The sequence below is a fragment of the Herbidospora sp. RD11066 genome (assembly GCF_054661255.1).
This window is the reverse complement of record NZ_BAAGDO010000008.1, coordinates 434,735-454,289: the sequence shown is the minus strand read 5'-3', so window position 1 is coordinate 454,289 and position 19,555 is coordinate 434,735. Positions and strand designations below refer to the sequence as shown.

At 67.8% G+C, this 19,555-nt stretch carries 18 protein-coding genes and 2 riboswitches; of the genes, 10 read left to right on the top strand and 8 right to left on the bottom strand.

What is annotated here, in order from left to right:
• Positions 1-629 (bottom strand): substrate-binding domain-containing protein (locus ACYQ78_RS29460; RefSeq protein WP_459804201.1); only part of this gene is annotated, 629 nt, incomplete at its 3' end.
• A 416-nt stretch (positions 630-1,045) separates the two neighbouring features.
• Here ACYQ78_RS29460 and ACYQ78_RS29455 point away from each other — a divergent pair.
• Complete coding sequence (locus ACYQ78_RS29455; protein WP_459804200.1) at positions 1,046-2,068, top strand: LacI family DNA-binding transcriptional regulator; 1,023 nt, start codon at positions 1,046-1,048, stop codon at positions 2,066-2,068.
• A 938-nt stretch (positions 2,069-3,006) separates the two neighbouring features.
• Here ACYQ78_RS29455 and ACYQ78_RS29450 read toward each other — a convergent pair.
• Together ACYQ78_RS29450 and metE are read right to left on the bottom strand one after the other, a co-directional pair.
• Positions 3,007-3,873, bottom strand: coding sequence for a hypothetical protein (locus ACYQ78_RS29450; protein ID WP_459804199.1), 867 nt, complete (start codon positions 3,871-3,873; stop codon positions 3,007-3,009).
• 43 nt (positions 3,874-3,916) lie between these two features.
• On the bottom strand, positions 3,917-5,809 hold the full coding sequence (gene metE / locus ACYQ78_RS29445) for a 5-methyltetrahydropteroyltriglutamate--homocysteine S-methyltransferase (RefSeq protein WP_459804198.1): 1,893 nt from the start codon (positions 5,807-5,809) through the stop codon (positions 3,917-3,919).
• Between the two features lie 52 nt (positions 5,810-5,861).
• Between metE and ACYQ78_RS29440 the strand changes: the two genes are divergently transcribed.
• Positions 5,862-7,367 carry a recombinase family protein gene (locus ACYQ78_RS29440; RefSeq protein ID WP_459804197.1) on the top strand — a complete coding sequence of 502 codons (1,506 nt, stop codon included), beginning with the start codon at positions 5,862-5,864 and terminating at the stop codon, positions 7,365-7,367.
• A 641-nt stretch (positions 7,368-8,008) separates the two neighbouring features.
• Positions 8,009-9,400 carry a replication initiator gene (locus ACYQ78_RS29435; protein ID WP_459804196.1) on the top strand — a complete coding sequence of 464 codons (1,392 nt, stop codon included), beginning with the start codon at positions 8,009-8,011 and terminating at the stop codon, positions 9,398-9,400.
• 107 nt (positions 9,401-9,507) lie between these two features.
• Here ACYQ78_RS29435 and ACYQ78_RS29430 read toward each other — a convergent pair whose 3' ends face one another.
• The gene (locus ACYQ78_RS29430; RefSeq protein WP_459804195.1) at positions 9,508-9,777 is read right to left on the bottom strand and encodes a GntR family transcriptional regulator; all 270 of its coding nucleotides are present in this window, start codon (positions 9,775-9,777) and stop codon (positions 9,508-9,510) included.
• Between the two features lie 132 nt (positions 9,778-9,909).
• On the opposite strand from ACYQ78_RS29430, the gene ACYQ78_RS29425 reads away from it, so the two are divergent.
• From ACYQ78_RS29425 to ACYQ78_RS29415, 3 genes are all read left to right on the top strand, one after another.
• Positions 9,910-10,257, top strand: a complete 348-nt coding sequence (locus ACYQ78_RS29425; RefSeq protein ID WP_459804194.1) for a hypothetical protein — start codon at positions 9,910-9,912, stop codon at positions 10,255-10,257.
• A 629-nt stretch (positions 10,258-10,886) separates the two neighbouring features.
• On the top strand, positions 10,887-11,618 hold the full coding sequence (locus tag ACYQ78_RS29420; RefSeq protein WP_459804193.1) for a hypothetical protein: 732 nt from the start codon (positions 10,887-10,889) through the stop codon (positions 11,616-11,618).
• A gap of 85 nt (positions 11,619-11,703) precedes the next feature.
• Positions 11,704-12,441, top strand: coding sequence for a hypothetical protein (locus ACYQ78_RS29415; protein ID WP_459804192.1), 738 nt, complete (start codon positions 11,704-11,706; stop codon positions 12,439-12,441).
• Between the two features lie 350 nt (positions 12,442-12,791).
• Here ACYQ78_RS29415 and ACYQ78_RS29410 read toward each other — a convergent pair whose 3' ends face one another.
• From ACYQ78_RS29410 to ACYQ78_RS29400, 3 genes are all read right to left on the bottom strand, one after another.
• Positions 12,792-13,151: a hypothetical protein gene (locus tag ACYQ78_RS29410; protein ID WP_459804191.1), complete on the bottom strand. Its 360-nt coding sequence runs from the start codon at positions 13,149-13,151 to the stop codon at positions 12,792-12,794.
• Positions 13,152-13,276: 125 nt separating this feature from the next.
• A riboswitch (cobalamin riboswitch) is annotated at positions 13,277-13,484 on the bottom strand.
• Positions 13,481-13,816, bottom strand: coding sequence for a hypothetical protein (locus ACYQ78_RS29405; RefSeq protein WP_459804190.1), 336 nt, complete (start codon positions 13,814-13,816; stop codon positions 13,481-13,483). Its footprint overlaps the riboswitch before it by 4 nt.
• A gap of 31 nt (positions 13,817-13,847) precedes the next feature.
• Positions 13,848-13,990, bottom strand: a riboswitch (cobalamin riboswitch).
• On the bottom strand, positions 13,971-14,429 hold the full coding sequence (locus tag ACYQ78_RS29400) for a hypothetical protein (RefSeq protein ID WP_459804189.1): 459 nt from the start codon (positions 14,427-14,429) through the stop codon (positions 13,971-13,973). Its footprint overlaps the riboswitch before it by 20 nt.
• 74 nt (positions 14,430-14,503) lie before the next feature.
• Between ACYQ78_RS29400 and ACYQ78_RS29395 the strand changes: the two genes are divergently transcribed.
• Entirely contained in the window at positions 14,504-15,661 is a 1,158-nt protein-coding gene (locus ACYQ78_RS29395) for a hypothetical protein (RefSeq protein ID WP_459804188.1), read from the top strand.
• On the opposite strand, the gene ACYQ78_RS29390 is transcribed toward ACYQ78_RS29395, so the two are convergent.
• Positions 15,658-17,112: a PepSY-associated TM helix domain-containing protein gene (locus ACYQ78_RS29390; RefSeq protein WP_459804187.1), complete on the bottom strand. Its 1,455-nt coding sequence runs from the start codon at positions 17,110-17,112 to the stop codon at positions 15,658-15,660. The genes ACYQ78_RS29395 and ACYQ78_RS29390 overlap by 4 nt on opposite strands.
• A 116-nt stretch (positions 17,113-17,228) precedes the next feature.
• On the opposite strand from ACYQ78_RS29390, the gene ACYQ78_RS29385 reads away from it, so the two are divergent.
• From ACYQ78_RS29385 to ACYQ78_RS29375, 3 genes are read left to right on the top strand one after another with little or no spacing between them, the layout of a single operon-like run.
• Positions 17,229-17,798, top strand: coding sequence for an MFS transporter (locus tag ACYQ78_RS29385; protein ID WP_459804186.1), 570 nt, complete (start codon positions 17,229-17,231; stop codon positions 17,796-17,798).
• Positions 17,799-17,858: 60 nt separating this feature from the next.
• Positions 17,859-18,401, top strand: coding sequence for a copper chaperone PCu(A)C (locus tag ACYQ78_RS29380; protein ID WP_459804185.1), 543 nt, complete (start codon positions 17,859-17,861; stop codon positions 18,399-18,401).
• Positions 18,394-19,521, top strand: a complete 1,128-nt coding sequence (locus tag ACYQ78_RS29375) for a Dyp-type peroxidase (protein WP_459804184.1) — start codon at positions 18,394-18,396, stop codon at positions 19,519-19,521. Before ACYQ78_RS29380 ends, ACYQ78_RS29375 begins: the two co-directional genes overlap by 8 nt.
• Positions 19,522-19,555: the final 34 nt, after the last annotated feature.

Here is a 19,555-nt window from a genome sequence, read left to right as displayed (position 1 = left end):
AACGCGTCCATGACCTCCTTGCCCTTGGCCCGGGTGAAGTCACCGCTCTGCGACGCGATCACCTTGAACTTCGGGTCGGCGCCGATGACCTCACCGAAACCGGCCTTGCGGTCGTTGGCCGGGGCCGAACCGGTGGTGCCCTGGAGTTCGACGATGTTCACATCGCCCGTTTCGGAGGCGTACTGCTCGACCAGCCACTGGCCGGCCTTCTTGCCCTCCTCCACGAAGTCCGACCCGAGGAAGGTCTTGTACAGCGAGGTGTCGGCCGAATCGACCGCACGGTCGGTCAGGATCACCGGGATGCCGGCGGCCTTGGCCTCCTGCAGCACCGTGTCCCAACCCGACTCCACCACCGGCGAGAAGGCGATCACATCGACCTTCTGCTGGATGTAGGACCGGATCGCCTTGATCTGGTTCTCCTGCTTCTGCTGCGCGTCGGAGAACTTCAGATCGATCCCGGCCGCCTTCGCCGACTCCTGCACCGACTTGGTGTTGGCGGTACGCCAGCCACTCTCGGCACCGACCTGGGCGAAGCCCATCGTGATCGTCGAGTCGCCGGCCGTGCCGCCGCCTTCGGCGGCCGTATCCGAACCGCCACCGCAAGCGGTCGCCAGCACACCGACCGCCACCAGGGCAATGATCTTCTTAAACAAGGGCCGAATTCCTTCCTTGCCATCCAGCGCTCACACAAATGGCGGGGCCAGCGCAGAGGAGCGTGTTCTGCTGCGTCGACTGTGAGCGCTAACATAGGTGAACGTCAAGGGCTCCCCTCGTCACGGTACGGTTACGCGCCACCCCTTCTCCGACTATCGCGGGCAACGTCCGCGAAACCTGCCGATCACGCGATCGGACAAGGTCGACCACCGACAGTGAAACGAATGACGCCTTTACCACCGGCCATTGACAGCATTAAAAGTTAGCGATAACAGTCGTCAGCAGGAAGGACTCCATCGCGCCCTCCCCCCGACCCGACGGCAGGAGCGATCACCGTCCTTCGACCCTGGGCTGAGCAGTGCGCAGCCCGATAGGACCGAATTTGAACGCAATGACACCAGGCTCCGGCGGCGGGCCGGCCGAACGGGCCAAAGCGGCGATCCTGGAGGACGTCGCGAGCCTGGCCGGGGTCTCCGCCATGACCGTCTCGCGAGTGCTCAACACTCCGGAGAAGGTCCGCCCGGAGACCCGCACCCGCGTGCTGGCCGCCATCAGGGAACTCGGCTACCGCCCCAACTTCGCGGCCCGCTCCCTGGCCACCGGCCGCTCCGGCGTGCTCGGCGTCGTCAGCTTCGACACCACCCTGTACGGCCCCGCCTCCACCCTCTACGCCATCGAGAGCGCCGCCAGAGAACACGACTACCTCGTCAACATCGCCAGCCTGAAGGCGATGACCCGCCGCTCGATCGCCGAAGGAGTCGACCGCCTCCGCCAGCAGTCGGTGGACGGCATCATCATCATCGCCCCCCACGAGTCGGGCGCCGTGAGCCTCCAGGACCTCCCGCCCGACCTGCCCGTGGTCGACGTCGGCGGCGGCGACCGCCTGCCGGTCCCGGCCATAGCGGTCGACCACCAGGCGGGCGCGATGCGCGCCACCCGCCACCTGCTCAACCTGGGCCACGAGACCGTCCACCACCTGAGCGGCCCCGCCAACTGGATCGACGCCAACGGCCGCATCGCGGGCTGGCGCAAGGCCCTCGGCGACCACGCGGCACCGGAGCCCCTGGCCGGCGACTGGACCGCGAACAGCGGCTACGAACAGGGCAAACGCCTGGCCCGCGACCCGTCGGTGACGGCGGTGTTCGTGGCCAACGACCCCATGGCCCTGGGCCTGATGCGCGCCCTGCGCGAGGCCGGGCGACCGGTCCCGGAGGACGTGAGCGTGGTCGGTTACGACGACGTCCCCGAAGCCGCCTACTTCTGGCCGCCGCTGACAACGGTCCGTCAGAACTTCGAGACCCTGGGCCGCCAGGCCTTCCAACTCCTCCTCGACCAAATGGAAGGAGCAGAATCAGCCGAACGCCGAACAGTAGAGCCCGAGTTGGTCGTACGAGAATCAACAGACCGCCGCTGAGAATTCAACGGCATTAACATGCCACACAAAATTAGCGGACCCCCGGATATTCACCGGCACGGAGATACCGAGGGGTTATTCAGCGATGCCCACTCGAATTCCCGACAGAATCGCCTGCCAGCTCCAACATGGCCCCACTGCGCCTCCCATCAGCATGACCTCCGCCTCGGCGCGGCTCCGCCCTCCAGCGCACGCCCCCTTCCGGAGTGAGGCCGCATTCCGGACACGCCCACCTTTCGGCGCGCGGCTTTCCACTCCAGAGCACGGCTTTCCCCTCCGTAAACGATCTCCCCTCTAGCGCATGCCCGCCCCGACACACGGCCGTCAATCAACACACGGCCCTTCGACCAGACTTCCTTCAGATGCGAGCCCCCCTCGCATTCCCTCTGACACGCGTCCTGCCATTCAGCGCGCGGCGCACCTTCAAACCACGGCCCTCCCTCAAACCGCGCCCCTCCCCCAAAGCGCGGCCCTCACCGAGAGCATGACCCTCCTCTTCGACGCGCGGCCTGCTCTTGAGGACATGCCTCCTCTCCGACCTGCGATCCGCCCTCGGCACACGGTCAGACATTCCGCCCACGGCCGGTCCGTCGATGCGCGGCACCTCTTCGAGGACATCGCCTACCTTTAGGGTGCAAACCCCACCTCTGGCGCACAGTCCCCTCCAGCCCAAAGCTCACCTGTGCCGCAAGCGCCCTTCCGGAGCGGTCCCCTCAGCCCACAGCTCCCTTCCAGCGCGCCTTCTTCCGGCCCCGCCTTCTTCCGGCTCCGGTTCCCTTCCAACGCGGCCTTCCTTGGCGCACGATCCCCCACCCGCGCGGTCGCTCCTGGCCTTCGGTCTAGCCTCCGACCCGCAGGCCGCCATCCCGTCCTGCGGCCCCCTCCGGTTCAGGGCCCCTTCGACGCGTGGGCTGCTCTCCAGCGGCGGCAGGTAGACGTCAGCCCCCTGCCAGTTCCTTCAGCCGGGGGAACTCCCCCGTCCCGCTGAGGAAGCCGTTGTGGATGGAAGGGTCGCAGCCCTCCAGCACCGTGACTCCCGCGCCGGGGCCCTCCTCGTAGCGGAACTGGAGGTTGTAGTGGGCCGTTGACGGGCCCTGGCATGACACGCCGATCCTGGTGTGGACCACGATCGAGTTCAGTTCGGCGGCGAGGGATGCGGCGACCTCGGGGCCGTGGTCACGCCCCACGTTTCCGCCCTTCGAGTCCTTGCCGCAGACCAGCACACCGATCGGCCGGTCGGGGACCATGCGGCGTTCCTGGCCCCGGCGCCCTGCCGACTTCCAGCAGGGGTCCTCGTTTTCCAGGCGGCTCCATCGGCCCGTCCGGAAGGTGGCGGTCATCGCGCTGCCGATGTAGCTCGGGGTGCGGAAAACGCCGTTGCTCGTGCTCACGCACCTGTTGGGCTCCTCGGCCGTGGTGAGCCAGACGCGTTCGCCGCCCGGGTAGTCGAAGCGGACCAGGTAGTTGATCTGCCTTCCACCGACCAGGCTGCAGATACCTGGGCCGGGGCCGGACGGGAGGTAGCCGAGGTCGCCGGCCATGCTTTCCGCCACCTCGCCCGGCAGTTCCCGCTGCCCGACGAGGCGCTCGCCGCCCGGGTCGGTGTTCGTCCCCGGATAGGCGCAGACGAGCGCCCCGACCGGATCTCCCGGCACCAGTTTGTCCCACACGCCGTAGACGGTCGCTCTCTCCGGCACCTCGCCGGTCCACTCCACAGGGCACGGCGGGGGCGCCGTGACGGGGGGCGGAGCGGTCGTACAGGCGGCGGTCAGGAGGAGCACCGGTAACAGCGTTGATCGCCTCATGGCCTCATGGACGCCCGCAGACGTCCATAAGTTCACGTCATGATCACTTTTCCTCGCGCAACGTCCCCGCCGCCTCGGTCAGGTGGTGCAGAGTGCGGCGGACCTCGTCCCAGCCGCGGGTCTTCAGCCCGCAGTCGGGGTTGGCCCACAGCCGGTCGAGCGGGATCGCCGCCAGCCCCCGGCGCAGCAGCGCCGTGATCTCCGCGACGTCCGGGACGCGAGGCGAGTGGATGTCGTAGACACCGGGCCCGACCTCGCGCGGATAGCCGCCCTCGGCCAGCTCATGGGCCACCCGCATGTGCGACCGGGCCGCCTCCAAGCTGATCACGTCGGCGTCGAGGGCGTCGATGGCGGGCAGGATCTCGCCGAACTCGGCGTAACACATGTGCGTGTGGATCTGCGTCTCGTCGCGGACACCCGAGGTCGCCAGCCGGAACGACTCGGTGGCCCACTCCAGATAGGCCGCCCGGCCTGCGGCGCGGAGGGGCAGCGTCTCCCGCAGCGCGGGCTCATCGACCTGGATGACCGCGGTCCCGGCCGCCTCCAGGTCGGACACCTCGTCGCGCAGGGCGAGGGCGACCTGGCGGGCGGTCTCGCCGAGCGGCTGGTCGTCGCGGACGAACGACCACGCCAGCATCGTGACCGGCCCGGTCAGCATGCCCTTCACCGGATGCGCGGTCTGCGACTGGGCATAGGTGGTCCAGCGCAGCGTCATCGGCTCGGGGCGGGAGACGTCACCGGCGAGGATCGGCGGCCGGACGTACCGGGTCCCGTACGACTGGACCCACCCCTGCCGGGTCGCGAGATACCCGGCGAGTCGCTCGGCGAAGTACTGGACCATGTCGTTGCGCTCGGGTTCGCCGTGCACCAGGACGTCGAGCCCGGCCTCCTCCTGGAACGCCAGGACGTCACGGATCTCGGCGGCGATCCGCTCGTCGTAAGCGGCCTCGTCGATCCGCCCCGCCCGCAGGTCGGCCCGCGCCGCCCGCAACTCCGCGGTCTGCGGGAACGACCCGATCGTCGTCGTGGGCAGGGGCGGAAGCTTCAGCCGGGCCCGCTGCGCGGCGACCCGTTCGCCGTAGGGGCTGGTCCGACGCGAGTCGGCCGAGGTGACCGCCTCGGTCCGGGCCCGGACGGCCGGGTCACGCGTCAGCGCCGACTCGGCCCGCGACCGCAGCGCGGCACGGTTGGCGGCGAACTCCGGTCCGCCCCCGGCGAGGGTGACGAGCTCGGCGGTCTTCTGCCGGGCGAACGCGAGCCAGCTCCGGATCTCCGGGTCGAGGTCGGTCTCCAGCGCGGTGTCGTAGGGCACGTGCAGCAGCGAGCAGGAGGCCGCGACGTCCACCCGGTCCGCCAGCCCCCGCAACCTGGTGAGCGTCGCCAGCGAGCGGCCGAGGTCGTTGATCCAGATGTTGCGCCCGTCGACGAGCCCCGCGACGAGCCGCTTCCCGGGCAGACCGCCCAAGGCGATCAGCTCGTCGAGGGCGCCGGGAGCGGTGAAGTCGAGCCCCAGTCCCTCGATCGGCGCCGCCGCCAGCACCGGGAGCGCCTCGCCGAGCCGGTCGAAGTAGGAGGCGACCAGGATCTTGGGGCGCCGCTCCAGGTTCCCCAGCCGCTCATAGGCGCGGGCCAGCGCGGCGAGAACCGCCTCGGGCCGGTCCTGTACGAAAGCCGGCTCGTCCAGCTGCACCCATTCGGCCCCCTCTTCAGCCAGGGCGGCGAGAAGGGTGGCGTACACGGGAAGGAGCCGGTCGAGCAGCGTGAGGGGATCGAAGTCGGCCGCGACGTCGGGGGCGGGCTTCGACAGCAGCAGGTAGGTGACCGGCCCGACCAGCACCGGACGGGCGTTGTGCCCTTGGAGCCGCGCCTCCCGCAGTTCGGCGACCTGCTTGCGGGGGTCGGCGGTGAACGCGGTGCCGGGGCCCAGCTCGGGCACCAGATAGTGCTAGAACATTCATATAGGCCCTATTACGCAGACGGAGGAGAACATGGCCACTGACCTGGTGCCCGTGGTGTCGTACGCCCGGATCTCCGCCGACCTGCGGGGCGACGAACACGGTGTGCAAGAGCAGCACCGGGTGAACCGCGAGACGGCTGCCCGGCACGGCTGGACCGTCGTCCACGAGTTCACCGACAACGACAAGTCCGCTGCCAAGGCCGACGTCTACCGCGACGAGTTCGAGGCAATGTTGAAGGCACTGCGGGCGGGGAAGCTCGCGAACGGCTCGACGGTGCGGGGTGCCGTGGTCGTTGCCAATGACCGGCTGGCCCGTCGCCCCGGCGACTACGAACGCTTCGTAGAGGCGTTCACGTACAACGACGGCTTCGTCTTCGCGGACTCCAAGCAGCGGTCGGACCTCTACAGCGAAGACGTGGAGAGCATGGGCCTGTTCGGGGCGGTCATCTCCAAGATGGAAGTCCGCAAGATGCAACGCCGCATGCGCGCCTCGCACCAGGCGCGGGCAATCCAGGGACGGGCGGTCGGCGGGCCTCGGCCGTTCGGCTGGAAGGAAGACCGCATAGCCCTCGACGAGGATGAGGCCGCTCTCTTGCGACAGGCCGCGCGAGACTTCGTCTCCGGCTCGTCGCTCTACGCCATCGTCATGGATTGGCAGCGCCGGGGCATCAAGACTCCTCGTGGCAACGAGTGGATCAAGACCACCCTTCGCGCGGCCCTGCTCAAGCCTCGGATGTGCGGCTATCGCGAACTGCGCGGCGACCTGGTCCGCGACGCGGCGGGCAACCCTGTTCTTGGTGAGTGGCACCCGATCCTCACCCCGGAAGAGTGGCTGGCCGTCCGGGAGATCATCGATGCGCGCCGGGGTCACACTGTGAAGCGCGGCGGCGCGGTCGGCGCTCCTCTCCCCCATGACTACCGGGAACATCGCTACCTGCTGACCGGGGTGGTGCGCTGCGGGCGTCCCGTTGACGGTGGCGGTGTCTGCAACACGGCTCTGCGGACCAAGAAGCTCGGCGCGCGGTTCAACTACTACTGCCCCGGCAAGGACGTGGGAGGTTGCGGCGGAGTCTCCCGGCGCGGTGACCTGGTGGACTTCGCGATCTCGGAACTCGTGCTCCAGAAGATGGAGAGGGCTCAGTTCGTCTCCGACACGGACACCCCTACGTGGACTCGCGAGCAGGAACTCAAGGACGTCGAAGAGCAGTTGGCGGAGCTGACCCGGCAGTGGCGGGCCAAGCGGATCTCCAACAACCTGTACTTCGAGCAGGTGCCGGGGCTTGAAGCCGACATCTCCCGGCTGCGGGCCGAGAAGAACTCGATCGTCGGTATGGCGGAACGTGTGCGGGTGAACCGGGAGATCGACATCAAGGACATCCGGGAGCGCTGGTACAAGTCCGAGGAAGATGGCGGGCTCCCGTTGTCGCGGAAGCGGGCGCACGTCCGTGAGATGCTCCACGCGGTGATCGTGCATCCGGCGGGCAGGGGGCGCACGACCTTCAACCCGGATCTGCTCGAACCGGTCTGGGTGGAGTAAGACGTCCTGGACGTCCTCACCCTGTCGTGAAGGTGACAGCTCCCTTGCTCGGCACTCTTTTCCGCCCGTCGAGACGGACGGCATGGGACTCCAACGGACCCCAAGGGACGCCTACGGACATCTGCGGTGAATGACTGGCACGCACTCTGACCTGCGTGGACTCCCTCATTTCGTGGTACATCTGAAGGTAATAAAAGCCCCCTCCCTCCGACGCAGCGAGCAACCGGCCGCGACGACTCAGAGCGAACCAAGCCACCGGGTGAAAGAGAACCACCAGCCGTTCCGCTGGAGTGACCCGGCCCAGCGGTAGGCATCGGCATCGCTCACCGGTTCACCGTCGCACAGACCCTCCTTGCACTCGCCTCGCTGAAAGCACCATCCCTGCATCCGCCGTGAGCCGTCTTCAGCATGCGCGCGGATGCCTCGTCGGACGTGGCGGGCGGCTTCCCTACGTAGGAAAGGAGGCCCCTGCTGGTACCCGAGGAACTGGGTCCATATGCCGCGCTTGTCGGGGAGTGGTGCAAGCGCAAGGTCGACGAGTCGCCTCGGTGGTCGGCCGAGAAATGGCGTCGTATCGCTGCCATTCACGGCATCCGGTACGCCGACGACTCGTCTCCCTCGCGGAGCAGGAAGGACGCGGCATGACCGAGCCGAGCCCCTTCACTCCCGAGATCCTGGCAGCCGCCCAGCGCGCCGCTATGCCGGACTTCACCCGGTGGCGAGAGATGGTGCGCGCGACGGGCGGCTGCGCCCAACCGATCCGGCTGCAAGGTCACCGGATCACCTTCGATTCCGGCTTGGAAGTGCTGGACGTCTACCGGACGCGCGACGAGCCGACCGGATACCTGCTGACGTCGTGCGGCAACCGTCGCGCGTCACGTTGCCCGGCCTGCTCCGAGGTCTACCGGGACGACACCTATCACCTGATCCTCTCCGGCCTGCGGGGCGGCAAGGGCGTACCCGAGGATGTGAGCGGCCATCCTCGGGTCTTCGCCACGTTCACCGCTCCCTCGTTCGGGGCTGTCCATGCATCTCGGCGAAAGGGCGACAAGGTAGTGCCGTGTCGCCCTCGCCGGGATGGGCCGGTGTGCGAGCACGGGAGACCGGAAGGATGCGGCGTCCGGCATGGTGAGGATGACAAGCAGTCAGGCCAGCCCATCTGCGTGGACTGCTACGACTACGCCGGTGCGGTGCTGTGGAACGCGCACGCGGGCGAGTTGTGGCGGCGGTTCACACAGGCGCTTCCGGCAACCTTCGCTCGACGTCTCGGGATCTCGCGGGCTGAGCTGCGGCGACAGCTTCGTCTGTCGTACGCCAAGGTGGCCGAGTACCAGGCGCGGGGCCTGGTCCACTTCCATGCCGTGATCCGGCTCGACGGTCCGGAGGGACCAGCCGGTTCACCACCTGGTTGGGCGACTGTGCCGGTACTTCAGGAAGCCATCCGTGAAACAGCGGGAATGGTGACGGTCTCCACGCCGGGCTTCGTCGGCCGGTGGGGAACCCAACTGGATGTCGATCCCATCTATGTCGCCTCGTCGCTCGATGACCTCGGTGACCTCCGGGTGGCTGGCTACATCGCCAAGTACGCGACCAAGGGGGCCGAGTCGGCGGGGACGGTGGACCGGCCGATTCGGCAACTCGGGGACGTGGCACGGTTGAAGGTGACCGAGCATGCGCGGCGCATGATCTACACCTGCTTCGGCCTGGCCAGCGACCCGGCCTACGCCGACGTGCCGTTACGGCAGTGGGCGCACATGCTCGGCTACCGGGGACACTTCTCGACCAAGAGCCGTCATTTCTCGACCACGCTGGGGGCGCTGCGTCAGGTCCGCGCCGACCACCAGGCGGAGAAAGCCCAGGAACGGCAAGGGCTGCCCGGGCCGGGAGAGAAAGAGACGATCACCGTAGGTCAATGGCGCTTCGCCGGTGCCGGGCTCCGTCACGGTGAGCATCTGTGGGGGGAGATGATCCGGAACCAGGTAGCCATGTCGCGACAGATCGAACGCGAGCGAAGACGGAACCAGGCTGACTGATCCGCCGATACGGAGTGGTGCGGCCGGCGCAATGCGAAGCACCCGAAGGGCCGCGAAGCGGTTGGGCCGGCGGCACCACGGCGATTCCCGAACTGATGGCGTGCGTGCTACTCGTCGGACTCGTCACGCTGGGGGCGACCACCGGTCTGCGGGTCGGCCACGAAGGTGCCCTTGCCGACCACGGTGTAGATCTCGCCGGTCTCCAGCAGGGCCCTGATGACCTTGCGGGCTGTGCCCCTGGCGACGCCGAACTCCTCGGCCATGCGAGGTTCGCCCGGGATGGGGTGCCCGACCTTGTACTCCCCCGACTTGATGCGACGGCGTATCTCTGCCAGGACGGCTTCCCACTTGAGCTCGTCGGGCCGGAACTCGATCACTGGACCAGGTTAGGAACGACAGCGTTCCATGTCGTTACCAGGCGTACCCATGGAAACCTATAGGTAGGACTAGGAAGGAGTAGGAAGGTTGGCGTAGCCTCGACCTACTGCCCGCCCGCGAGAGGAGCACCCATGCGCCCGACCATCGCCATCAGCGACCAGGACGTGGAGCGGCGCAGCCGGACCTTGCGCGCACTCGGTGCGCCCCTGGCGGCGCATGGCCTTCGTGTTCGTCTCGTTCGGCGTATCGCGCTGAGGCTGGGGCAGGCTTGGACGGCCTCCGAGGAAAGAGGGGTCGAGCTCGACGTCTACGGGCAGCGCGGGCAGCTTGCGATCGTCACCGTGAGCCTCGGAGATGGCTCGTCGTGGTTCGCGATCACGCGGCGGCGGGCTGGCTGGGAGGTCTCACGGGTTCCCGTTGCGGAGCCGCAATCTGTAGCCGTGCGGCTCGTCGACTGGGCCGCCGACGGTACGCGGTGAACCGGCTCCGGCGATGGGATCTTTAGACGACTTGATCGGCTGCATGAGCCCTCACTATGCGGTCGTGCAGAAAGATCACATGCGGCTTGAGTGGTACGCGCCGACTGCGGGGGCTGATCGGGTGCGGGCCATGGCGTGGACGTGCGATTGCCGCGCCACTGTCTATGAGCTGCTCCATGCGGGTGGGCGGGCCTTCATCCGCAAGACGATCCAGAGCGAGCCGAAACCGAAGGTCGCAGAGACGTACCGCTGGGCCGTCAGGGACGCTAAGGCTGTGTGGGATCGCCTGCTACGCGGCGAAGCGCGATAGTCCTTGGGATTGCCGCTGATGCGCCCGGGCCATCAGACGGTCCAGTCCTCTCCGCTGCCCCCAATAGCTGCCAACATCAGTGGCCCGACCGAGGGGTCAATGTCGTCTTCGCGTGTCCGTTCACTGACGACGTACACCCCGGCCTTATGCCCAACCTGCACAGACGGCGTTGACGCCGACAGAGGGCCACGAACAATCGGGCGGCGGGGGCAACCGCAACAGTAGACCCATTGTGGGCTTTGGGTGCAGGATGATGACTTGCACAAGTGAGCTAATGGCGAGCTAGCCATGCTTGCTATGAAGCCTGGGAGGTTTCAAATTGGAAGCGGCGGCAGCTTGGGTGACGGCAATAATCGCACCGGCAGCACTCGCTATTGCCTATTTAACCTATAGGAGTCAGCGCGGAAAATCTCGCCTTGAGTATGTGGTGGTGAACAACACTTCGGTAGTGCCAAGAGCGGTAGCATCCCGCCTTGATGTCACATACAATGGCAAGCCCATACCTGATGCATCAGTGACAGTTATTCGCATCGTCAACACCGGCGATAAACCATTCTCTCCAGAGAATTTCAATACAGAGCTCGCCGTCCGCGCATTGGGCGCCGAAGAGATTGTCTCAGCATCGATCACGAGCATCAGGCCTCCAGATTTGAATCCAGAACTCTCCATCGAGAGAGACCGCGCCAGAATTGCGCCACTATTGCTTAACCCGGGAGACATGATAGAGATCCAGCTCCTTGTTGCAGGATTAGCTAACAGAGTAATCCTAGAAGGTCGAATCTTTGGCGTGACCCCCTTAGCACGCAAAGGGCTACCATATCCCCCCGGAACTGGCATCGAAGGAGAGCTGTCAAACTGGTTCGAGAAAGCAATGATGTTTATCGTGCCCGGTTTGGCAATAAGCATCCTCTCAATTCCTTTATTAATCACATCATTGATAAATCCCATCATCAAAGCGGTTATTGCGGCAGGCGTGGTGCTGGTAGTATTCGTACTTCACCCGATGTATATACGTCACCTAATCAAAATGCGTAGATTATGGGCACCGTAGGACAAAAGGGGGGACTTTAGTGTCAACCGCCAGGCAGGCGAAGTGGAGCAGCGGCGCATACAGCCACACACCTCGCATAGTTGCGATGAACCAAGGAAGCTTCTTGGCGGCTGCGGGCATCGAATGTTGGAAGGGGACGCTCGATGAGTTGATGGTGGCCATCAGGTCACTGCCTCAGGCAATCGGCGTCGAGCAGATATCGATCGTGCGCGCCTGGATATCGTGGACCAGTGGACAGCAGGAAGTGATATCAAACATTGATTCACTAAATCAAAGATTGGAAGGTGCAACACTTGAGGAAATTTTCTCTCTTCGGGTCGAAGTAGCATCGAGCCCGCAGGGAATATCTGGACTCGTAGTTGCTCGCCAGCGAATACCTGGACTTCTGGTTAACGTCAACGGAAACGACCAAGCAAAGGTACTCGGAGTTACTCAGCTAGTTTTCCAGGAAATGATGATTGGTTATGTTGATCGAATGGGTGGATGGCGTGCGCCAATTTGGATACTCCTATCCCTTGCCCCAATGATGCTCGTCTCCTTTTTTATTCAAGAGAACGCCGAAAACAATGTTTCTCGTTCATTTCTCGTCATCGCAAGTGCTGCATCGGCTATAATGATCTTGGGGTTAGGTTATCGAATGCTGCAACATTCGATCGCTTTTACTCTTGTGCAAGTCCTGCCCCGCAAGCGAGGAAGTGCCCTTCTTGAGTGGGCGATAAAGAAATATAGAATACCTGCAATCAAATGGCTCGCTGGCCTCGTCGGGGTAATTTTGGTTGGAATTGCTACCAATAAAATCGCCGATTGGATCCCCTGGCCCTAATTTGACCATTGGGTTTGATGGACTTGTTCTCGTGAACAGGTGACGTACCGATGTCACGTCAGTATGGCCCCGAACATGATTTGCGCGGCGGCGCGGTCCGTGACCGGCCGAAGAGCCGCAGCGCGGACCGCGACCGCCAAGCGCGCGGCACGCCGCAGGCGGGCCGCCTTGACCCTGTAGTGAAAATCCTCGCGGCCGTGTGCTCCCTACCGATCTTGCAGACATCTCGCCAAACGGGAAGACTGCCCGAGGTTCATGTAGTGGTGCTGGTCAACGACACAAACGCCTAACCTGGACCGCTCGGTGCCTAGTCTCTGGCCCTCGAAGTCCTTGTTGCCTTTGTGCACCAACTACTGATAGTTGGTGTCGAACCACTTGGTCATCTCCAGCGGCGCGACGTCCTGCGTTCCCCGCGCCATGGCGAAGTAGCCGTCGAGCGCGTCGGCCGCCACGGCGGCGCGGTGCCTGTCGGGGATGGCGCCGACCATGACGGTGGTGTCGAGCACATGGTCGTACAGGGAGAAATCACCGGTGGGAACCTCGGCCAGACCCGATTCCACCATGTCGCGCCAGTTGGCGCGACGCAGGGTGGCGGCGGTGGCGCGCAGGTCGCCGGCGCTGAGACGACCGGCCCAGTAGCCCTCGACGGCCTTCTTGAGTTCCCGGTCGGCGCCCTGTCGTGGGTAGCCGTAGACGGTGGCGAGTGTCACGAAACTCTCCTTCGCGAGTCACGGAAGACATCCGATCGCACTCGAACGAAGGCACGGCCACGGCACGGAACCACGCCCGCCCGCTGCGCCGGCCCGCCCTCGAGGCCATCGACGTTTCCGCGCGCGGCCGCGCGCGGGCAGTGGCAGGTCTTCGGACTCGTGGGCGTCGTGCTCGTTCCTACTGGCCGTCGCTTCCCCGGCCCCAAGGCCGAGTGCTGGTTGACGGCGGTCGTTCCCACTCACCGCTGCGGGGCAGTCCCGGATTCACACCGGGTTCCCTCTTGCGACTCCCCGCCTGGCTGACAGGGCGAACCGACTGCGCTCCCACCCTACGGCCGGCGGCGGGGCGGCCGGAACCGGTGGAGTTCGAGGATCGCGGGTAACGGCACCAGACCCGGGCCGCCCGCGCTGATCCACGCCGCGATGTCGGCGGTCGCGTTCTCGTCGTTGACGAAGGCGAGCCACACCGGCCGCCCTCCGGCGGCGCGGCCCTCCGGCGTCGGCTGCACGACGACGACGTTGGCCTGGTCGCACACGTCGAGGCAGTCGGTCACGCGGACCTCGGCGACCTCGCCCAACAACCTGATCTGCTCGTCGTGGTCGAGATGGGGCACTTTGCGGGCGCTGCCGCAGCAGCAGTCCCGGCATACCGTGATCCTCTTCACACGGGCCTCTCTCGGGGAGATCCGCCCCGGCTGGTGAGGAGGCGACCGCGTGAGTCTCTGGCTCCCGGTGCTCACGCACCGGTCACAGTGGCGGGACCGCGCCGGATTCGCACCGGTTTCCTCAGTCCGCGCTCGCCTTTCCCGAATTGTACGACTATGTCGCGACCAGCTCGGTGGGCAGCAGCCGCAGCCCCCGCACGACGGAGGGAGTGGCCGCGAACGCCTCCCCCACCACGGGATCGCTGTGCAGCAGGTGCGCCAGGTGCCGCAGGGCGTGCGCCGCGACGTTCTCCACCTGAAGGTCCTGCGGCGTCGGTGTCGCGGGGGCCTCGCCGCGGGCGAGCCGGTAGTCGGTCAGCAGGTCGGCGGGAGAGGCCGGGTCGGGGTCGGGGCAGACGGCGTAGGTCAGCACCAGCCTCCCGTGTGCCTCGTAGCGCCAGCTCGTGGAGTGCACTACCGTGACCGCGTCGCCGGCCGCGACCTCCGCGTGGCGGCGGGCGGCCTGGTCGGGGGTCTCGCCGTCGCGCAACGTGGTCTCCAGCCGGCGGTACCGCCAGCCGAGGTCGTCGGCGCGCAATGCCAGGATCTCCACTGACAGCGGTACGAGCCCCACGAGCTTCCTCCCACTTGTTGCAACTGATATGCAGCAGCGTACCGATCGCAGGTTGTGGACGAGAGGCGGAGACCATGGCCGGACTGTTCGTGCTGATGGGGTCGGGTGAGACCAGCCCCACCATGGTCGAGGTCCACCGGTCGGCGGCCCGCGCGCTGGGTGGGCGGCCCCGGGCGGTGCTGCTGGACACCCCTTACGCGTTCCAGGAGAACGCGGCCGACATCTCGGCCCGTGCCCGTGACTACTTCGCCCGCAGCGTCGGTCTCGACGTGGCCGTCGGCGCCGACGTCGCGGGGGCCGACTGGGTGTTCTCCGGCCCCGGCAGCCCGACCTACGCGCTCGACCGCTGGTCGGAGGGCCCGCTCGGCGCCGACCTGCGGTCACGGGTGGCGGCCCGCGAAGGTGTCACCGTGCTCGCCTCCGCCGCCGCGTGCACCGCCGGGGTCGCCACCGTTCCCGTGTACGAGATCTACAAGGTCGGCGCGCCCCCGCACTGGCGGGAGGGCCTCGACCTGCTCGGTCCCCTCGGGCTGCGGGCCGTCGTGATCCCCCACTACGACAACACCGAGGGCGGCACCCACGACACGCGCTACTGCTACCTCGGCGAGCGCCGCCTGACCCTGATGGAGGCCGAGCTCGACGACGACGTCTCCGTGCTCGGCCTCGACGAACACACCGCCGTCACCGTCGACCTCGGCACCGGACGGGTGACCGTGGCCGGCCGGGGCGGCCTGACCATCCGCCGCCACGGCGTGCAGACCCGGCTGCCCGCCGGGACCGTCACCGACCTGGCCGGGCTGCGCGACCTCGCCCACGGCGCCGCCGTCGCCGCTTCCCCGCCCGCTCCCCCGGCGACCGCGGCCGACGTTACGCTCGCCGAGGTGATGAGCGGCTGCGCCGACCGCTTCACCTCGGCGCTGGCCGGCTACGACGGCCCGGAGGCGGCCGCGGCCGTGCTCGACCTGGAGGCGGAGATCCTCCGGTGGTCGGCCGACACCGAGGCCGACGAGGGCGGCGTCGAGCAGGCCCGCGACGCCCTCCGGCTGATGATCGCCAAGCTCGGCGCGTCGGCGGGGCACACAGACCGCGTCGTCGCGGCCGTCGTCGCCCTCCGCGCCGAACTCCGCGCGAGGGGCGACTACCGGGCGGCCGACGAGCTCAGGCGGGCGCTCGCGACCGCCGGTGTGACCGTTCAGGACGCGGGCGACGGCCCGAGGTGGGAGCTCCTCTAACGCGTCTCGGCGCCGACGGCGACCGGGGCCTCCTCCTCCGGCGCGGGTGGGTCGAGCGTGTCGGCGAGCAGCGGCGGCCGGGTGGTCCGGCGCCGTTCGAGGAGCACGTCGACCGCCAGGAACACCGCCAGGCTGACCGCGACCATCGGCACGAAGTAGCCCACGAACACCGTCGTCACGACCACCAGCGCCAAAACCCCCGGTGTCAGCGCGCGCAGGCTGCCGCGCGGCGCCGGGCGCCCGAACCTCGCGCCCCCGTTGCGGGTCGGGCGGCGCTGCCACCACATGCCGTAGCCGCGCACGATGACGAAGATCACGCCGATCGCGAGCGCGGCCAGCACGAGCTGGTTGGCGATGCCGAACAGGATGCCCATGTGGGCGTCGATGGTCCAGTTGGTCATCTTGGCCATGAAGGGCCACTCGTCGAAGTCGACCCGGTCGACGACCGTGCCGGTGCTCCCGTTGACGGTGACCGCGTCGAAGCGGGTGGGCCAGTCGCGCTTGCTCTCGTTCACCTTCCAGGCCGACTGGCCGTCGGCGGGCGGCGCGATGAACAGGGGGACCCGCAGGCCCTGCGCGGTGGCGGTGGCCATGACGCCGTCGATGCCGACGCCCGAGGTGAACACCGCGTCGCCGCCCTCGGCGGCCGGGGCGGTTCCCGCGTGCTGGTGTTCGGCCGCCTGGCCGTCGGCGGTGAGGCTCGTCTCCAGCGGCGGGGAGGTCCAGTCGAACAGCGTCCGGACGTCCGCGATCTTCGCTCCCGCGTAGTTCGACCAGGTCAGGCCGGTGACCGAGAGCAGCAGCAGGCCGAGTGTGATCCACACGCCGGTGGCCGCGTGCCACGACAGGTTCCGCGAGCGCCCCTTCTTGGCCGAGGTGTCCGGCAGCGTGATGCGCTTCAGGCTCCGGCGCCGCCCGATCCACAGGGCCAGGCCGCCGAGCACGACGATCCACATCCAGCTCGCGGCCAGTTCGCTGTAGTTGCGGCCGAACGCGCCGAGGTGCAGGTTGCGGTGCAGGTCGTCGATCCAGGCCCGCACGCCGAGCCACTGCCCGAAGGTCCGCTCCTGGCCGCGCACCTCCAGCGTGTACGGATCGACGAACACCGCCATCTCGTAGTCGGCGGGCACGGTCTCGTCCGAGAAGACCACCCGGGTCGTGCTCGTCGCGTCGACGGCCGGCATGACCGAGTTGATGTCCCCGGACGGATGCGCGGCCCGCGCGGCGGCGACCTGTTTGCTGAGCGGCTGCGCCGTCTGCCCGGCCGGGACGCGGAGCTCGTGGTCGTACACGATGCTCTCGAGCTGTGGCGCGGTGGTGTAGATCAGGCCGGTGACGGCCGCGACCAGGATGAACGGCGCGATGAACACACCTGCGTAGAAGTGCATGCGCAGCAGCAGGGGGCGCAGCTGGGCCCACACGCCTCGGCGGGGAACGGGGTCGGCGGTCACGGGAGTCCTCTCGAAATCAGGCGCTGCAATGAGGAGTCGTGTCCGCGCTCCGTCTGGTTCCCGGCTTTCCGGACTTCTTGGGAGCCGGGCGAAGGTCATGCAATGATGACCGCGCCATGACACGTGCCACCTCAGCCTCGACGCCCTTCCGCGTCGCCCGGGCCACCGCCTTCGCGGCGGTCTCGGTCGTGCTGAGCGTCGGCGCGCACGCCTGGGCGGGTGGCTCGACCACCGCGACCGCGGTGCTGGTGGCGCTGACCCTGGCGTTCCTCGTCGGGTTCGCCCTGGCCGGGCGCGAACGGTCGGCCCAGGTGATCTTCCCGGCGCTGGCGGGGTGCCAGGCCGCGCTGCACCTGATGTTCTCCTACGCCCACGCCGTCGAGCCGATGACGGCCGGGCACCACCACACGTCCACGCTGCTGCCCAGCCTGAGCATGCTGGTCACCCACGTCTGGGCGGCCGGCGTCACCGCGCTGTGGCTGTCGCGGGGCGAGGCGGTCCTGTGGGCGCTGCTGCGCCGCATCGAGGTCCGGCTCCTCCTGCTGCTGCGCGTGGCCCTCGAACCGGGCCATCCTCAGCTCGCCCTGCCCGCCGCCGACCGGGTCGTCATCCCGGCCTCGGCCTCGCTCCGCCATGAGATCAGCCGCCGGGGTCCTCCCGGCATCGTCAGCCCTCTCGCCGCCTGAGTCGCAGCTCAGCGCGGTTTCTCTGACGTTGCCGTCCACCCCCGGAAGGGTTCTTCTCTCATGTCTTCGCGCTTCGCGCTGTCCCTGCTCGCCCTCGCCCTGGCCGTCTCCGCCTGCGGCACCACCGCGACCCCGGCGGCCGCACCCGCCGCACCCGCGCCCGCGCCGGTCGTCTCCACCCCCGCCGGTCCCGCCCTGTCGATCACCGATCCGTGGGTGAAGACCGCCAAGAAGGGCATGACCGCCGCCTTCGGGACCCTGGTCAACAACTCCGGCGCCGACATCACGGTCGTGTCGGGCGTCTCCCCGCTGTCGCCGATGATCGAGCTGCACGAGGTCGTCGAGTCCGACGGCAAGATGGTCATGCAGCCCAAGAAGGGCGGGTTCGTCGTCCCCGCGGGCGGCACCCACGAGCTCACGCCCGGCGGCGACCACATCATGATCATGGACGCCAAGGAGCCGGTCGAGCCCGGCGCCGAGATCCCGTTCACCCTCACCCTCGCCGACGGCGGCACCTTCGAGTTCACCGCCCTCGGCAAGGACTTCGCCGGGGCCAAAGAGGACTACCAGCCCGACATGTCCGGCATGTCCGACAATGGCTGACCTCACCCGCCGGGGGCTTCTCACCGGCGGCGTCGTGGCGGGGGTGGTCGCACTCACCCCCGCCGCGGCGGCCGGGGAGGCCGAAGCGGCCAAGACCATCGTCCCCTTCCACGGCCCGCGACAGGCCGGGATCGCCACCGAACCGCAGGCCCACGCCGTGTTCGTCGCCTTCGACCTGCGGAAGGACACCGACCGGGACGCCCTCGGCCGGATGATGCGGCTGCTCACCGACGACGCCAGGCGGCTCACCCAGGGCCGCCCGGCGCTCGCCGACACCGAGCCCGAACTGGCGGCCTCCCCGGCGCGGCTGACCGTGACGTTCGGTTTCGGTCCGGGCCTGTACGCCCATGCGAAGACGGCGTCCCCGATCGGGCAGTTGCCCAGGTTCTCCATCGACAAGCTCGACAAGAAGTGGACCGGCGGCGACCTGCTCGTCCAGATCTGCGCCGACGACCCGCTGACCGTCACCCACGCGCTGCGGATGATCGTCAAGGACGCCCGCTCGTTCGCCACGGTCCGCTGGACCCAGCGCGGCTTCCGCCGTACCAGCGGCGGAGGCACCCCGCGCAACGTGATGGGCCAGCTCGACGGCACCGCCAACCCGAAACCCGGCACGCCGGAGTTCGACCTGGCGGTCTGGCGCCCCGACGGCACGACCCAGCTCGTCGTCAGGAGGATCAGGGCCGAGCTGGAGACCTGGGACGCCGCCGACGTCGTGGCCAGGGAGTTCACCATCGGCCGCCGCCTGTCGACCGGCGCACCGCTGACCGGGACGAAGGAGCACGACGCACCCGACTTCGCCGCGACCGGCGCGCACGGTTTCCCGGTGATCTCGGAGTACGCCCACATCCGCCGCGCCCACGCCGGTGACCCGTCGCTGCGCATCCTGCGCCGGGTCTACAACTACGACGACGACGTCACCGCCCAGGGTCACGCCGACTCGGGTCTCGTGTTCGCCTCCTACCAGGCCGACATCGAGCGCCAGTTCGTCCCCATCCAGAAACGGCTCGCCGAGGCCGACCTGCTCAACGAGTGGATCACCCCGATCGGGTCGGCGGTCTTCGCCGTCCCCCGGGGCTGCGACGAGAAGGGCTGGATCGGCCAAGAGGTCCTGTCCTGACCCCTGCGGTCTGATCACGTCCTTCCTCCTCACC

What these genes read in the sequence shown, in the direction of transcription:
- ACYQ78_RS29385 (WP_459804186.1), top strand. Translation starts at nt 17,229, where the DNA reads ATGACACGTGCCACCTCAGCCTCGACGCCCTTCCGCGTCGCCCGGGCC.
- ACYQ78_RS29435 (WP_459804196.1), top strand. Translation starts at nt 8,009, where the DNA reads ATGACCGAGCCGAGCCCCTTCACTCCCGAGATCCTGGCAGCCGCCCAG.
- ACYQ78_RS29415 (WP_459804192.1), top strand. Translation starts at nt 11,704, where the DNA reads ATGAACCAAGGAAGCTTCTTGGCGGCTGCGGGCATCGAATGTTGGAAG.
- ACYQ78_RS29375 (WP_459804184.1), top strand. Translation starts at nt 18,394, where the DNA reads ATGGCTGACCTCACCCGCCGGGGGCTTCTCACCGGCGGCGTCGTGGCG.
- ACYQ78_RS29395 (WP_459804188.1), top strand. Translation starts at nt 14,504, where the DNA reads ATGGCCGGACTGTTCGTGCTGATGGGGTCGGGTGAGACCAGCCCCACC.
- ACYQ78_RS29425 (WP_459804194.1), top strand. Translation starts at nt 9,910, where the DNA reads ATGCGCCCGACCATCGCCATCAGCGACCAGGACGTGGAGCGGCGCAGC.
- ACYQ78_RS29440 (WP_459804197.1), top strand. Translation starts at nt 5,862, where the DNA reads ATGGCCACTGACCTGGTGCCCGTGGTGTCGTACGCCCGGATCTCCGCC.
- ACYQ78_RS29450 (WP_459804199.1), bottom strand. Translation starts at nt 3,873, where the DNA reads ATGAGGCGATCAACGCTGTTACCGGTGCTCCTCCTGACCGCCGCCTGT.
- ACYQ78_RS29380 (WP_459804185.1), top strand. Translation starts at nt 17,859, where the DNA reads ATGTCTTCGCGCTTCGCGCTGTCCCTGCTCGCCCTCGCCCTGGCCGTC.
- ACYQ78_RS29455 (WP_459804200.1), top strand. Translation starts at nt 1,046, where the DNA reads ATGACACCAGGCTCCGGCGGCGGGCCGGCCGAACGGGCCAAAGCGGCG.